Raw genomic sequence first — 3092 nt, forward strand, 5'->3', positions numbered from 1 at the left:
ATAATTCAAGTGAATTTGTTTGAAAGAAGAACTTTAAAAGCTTTATTTTCACCCGATAAAATACCCATAAAACAAGAGGAAGCTCATTTGAGCTTCCTCTTGTGAAAAATTGTGGGACAGCAATGCCACAGATGTGGTCTTTTTTAATATCTGCCATAGGAATTTGATTAAACTGAAAGACGGGTATTCCAGAGTTCTCTGGCTTTTTGCATCGCTGCTTCATAGCTGTCACATTCGCCCATGGTATACAGTGCAATGCCCATAGTTTCAACCACTGCGATTTCCCCATATTCATGTGAGCGTTGACCTTCCCATACTTGCTTAAACACAGCCAGATCCAGCTCTTCTTCAATCGGACTACGGTTGTCAGTCAGTTTTGGTAATTCGTGCTCATAAAGTTCGCCATTTTTAATACCACAAATTAAGGTTTTGGCATCCGGGTTACGTTCAAATTCGCCACCTTCACCTTTAATGACCGCACTATTTTGATAACCTAACTTATAAGCGGACTGCTGATGTGAACTACGATAAGCAGGGTGGAAAATAGCCTGTAAAGTCGCTTTGGCATTAAATGGATTAATCAGACGTGCCAGCGTATGAATCGGGGAACGAAGGCCCATAACATTACGTAGCCCGATCAGCTCAGCCAGAATCGGGGAGATCACCTCCAGAGGCAGGTAAGCAAAATGTTTGTCTTTAAGCTGCTGTTCCACGTCAACATCATTCTGGCAGATCGGATAGCCTAAGTAGTTAAGTACTTGTTCTGTATAAACCCGATTCAAGGTATGACCTGAAGCACCGTGCATTACAATGTTATAGCCATGCTTGGCGAGGGTAAGCGCAGCCAGAATGAACCAAGGATAATGTTTGCGTTTGCCAGCATAAGACGACCAGTCCAGATCAACATCAAGAGCCTTAAAATTCAGTTGGTCTCGGGTTGCCTGCACAAAGCCTGCGAGTTCATCAACGGATTCTTCTTTGACGCGTAATAGCATCAGAAAAGCGCCCAGTTGTACGTCCATTACTTCATTTTTCAGGATCATGCTAAAAGCCTGATAGGCTTCTTCATAGCTTAAAGAACGTGCACCATTTTTTCCCTTGCCAATAATACGAATAAACTGGGCAAAAGGATGTTCGGCATCTTTATAAATATTTCGCTTTGTGATCATGGGCATAGATCAATCATGTTCATCAAGTATTGGCATATTTTACGCTGATATTGGTATTTCACCTTCTTATTTTGCAGAATTATTATAGTTTTATAAGACTATAGTCTAAGAGGTATTGTTTAGTATTTAGGCAAATTTAACATTTCGGGTTAAACAAAAGTCTAAAAAGCGGTTAAAATTTCACGCAATTCTTGTGTTTGCTTCATCTCCTGATCAATGCACTGATTTTTCTTGAAGATCGGTGTTCCTGTGATTGTTAAACGTACATACACATTCTAATTTCAGTATCAGATTAATTTCTTGATACATAGGCACTTTTTTGTTTCAGACAATGAAGTATTGGACGCTTGTTTTTTAAAAATAAGTGAAAACTGAATATTGCTTCTGGTTAGAAGTATATCGTGAAGTAAGGTTATGGCTAAAAAACCAATTTATAAGTCGCTTTATTTTCAAGTGATTGTAGCCATTATTGCGGGTATCCTCGTCGGACATTTCTCGCCAAGTGGTACACAAATCATTAATGGTGCAGAACAATATGTTCCAGGTCTGGGCGAACAACTGAAGCCGCTGGGTGATGCATTTATCCGTTTAATTAAAATGATCATCGCACCTGTGATTTTCTGTACCGTGGTTAGCGGGATCGCAGGCATGGAGAGTATGAAATCAGTTGGTAAAACTGGTGGTGTCGCTCTACTTTACTTCGAAATCGTGTCAACGATGGCGCTGATCATTGGTCTTCTGGTAATTAATATTGCCAAGCCAGGCGTTGGGATGAATGTTGATCCGGCATCGCTAGACACGGCCGGGATTTCTAAATATGTAGAGTCGGGTGCTTCTCAGTCTACCGTTGATTTCTTTATGAATATCATTCCAAATACGGTGGTTGGAGCATTTGCTGAAGGCGAAATCCTGCAAGTCCTTTTATTTGCGATCCTGTTCGGTTTTGCATTACACAAACTGGGTGCACAAGGTAAGCCAGTCCTCAAACTGGTAGATCAGATTTCACATGTGTTCTTTAACATCGTGAACATGATCATGAAACTTGCGCCTATTGGTGCATTTGGTGCGATGGCTTTCACGATCGGTAAATATGGGATCGGTTCTCTGGCGCAATTGGCCCAGTTGATCATCTGTTTCTATATCACCTGTTTGCTGTTCATCTTTATTGTGCTGGGTTCAATTGCACGCTTTACCGGCTTTAGCATTATCAAGATGATTCGCCTGATTCGCGAAGAGCTGTTGATTGTACTCGGTACTTCATCATCTGAATCTGTATTGCCACGTATGTTGAAAAAACTTGAGCTTGCAGGTGCTGAAAAGTCAGTGGTAGGTCTGGTCATTCCAACCGGTTATTCATTTAACCTGGATGGTACTTCAATTTACCTGACAATGGCAGCAATCTTCATTGCACAGGCGACCAATACGCAACTTGATTTGTCTCACCAGATTACCTTGCTTCTCGTATTGCTCATTTCTTCTAAAGGTGCAGCGGGTGTAACTGGTTCAGGCTTTATCGTGATGGCAGCAACTTTAGCCGCTGTAGGTAATATTCCGGTTGCAGGTCTGGCCTTGATTCTCGGTATTGACCGCTTTATGTCTGAAGCCCGTGCCTTGACCAATCTGGTCGGTAACTCTTTGGCGACTCTGGTTGTAGCAAAATGGGTCGGTCAGTTAGACATGGACAAGCTGAACTATGCATTAGCAAATCCGGCTGAAATTGATGAAAAAATGGCGCAGGAAGGCAATAATGCTCATTAAGTTTGAGTTTGTCTTGTAAGTCATAAAAAGGAAGCTTCGGCCATTGCTGTCCCACAATTTTTCACAAGAGGAAGCTCAAATGAGCTTCCTCTTGTTTTATGGGTATTTTATCGGGTGAAAATAAAGCTTTTAAAGTTCTTCTTTCAAACAAATTCACTTGAATTA

2 protein-coding genes are annotated in these 3092 nt (G+C 41.3%); one reads left to right on the plus strand and one right to left on the minus strand.

All coding sequences use genetic code 11. The annotated features are described in order from the left end of the window. Positions 1 to 167: 167 nt before the first annotated feature. Positions 168 to 1169: a glycosyl transferase family protein gene (locus FTV31_RS16085; RefSeq protein ID WP_180015675.1), complete on the minus strand. Its 1002-nt coding sequence runs from the start codon at positions 1167 to 1169 to the stop codon at positions 168 to 170. 414 nt (positions 1170 to 1583) lie between these two features. Between FTV31_RS16085 and FTV31_RS16090 the strand changes: the two genes are divergently transcribed. After that, positions 1584 to 2927, plus strand: a complete 1344-nt coding sequence (locus tag FTV31_RS16090; protein ID WP_125279076.1) for a dicarboxylate/amino acid:cation symporter — start codon at positions 1584 to 1586, stop codon at positions 2925 to 2927. The last annotated feature ends 165 nt before the right edge of the window (positions 2928 to 3092 follow it).

The organism is Acinetobacter sp. YH16031 (assembly GCF_013417335.1).
Taxonomy (GTDB): domain Bacteria; phylum Pseudomonadota; class Gammaproteobacteria; order Pseudomonadales; family Moraxellaceae; genus Acinetobacter.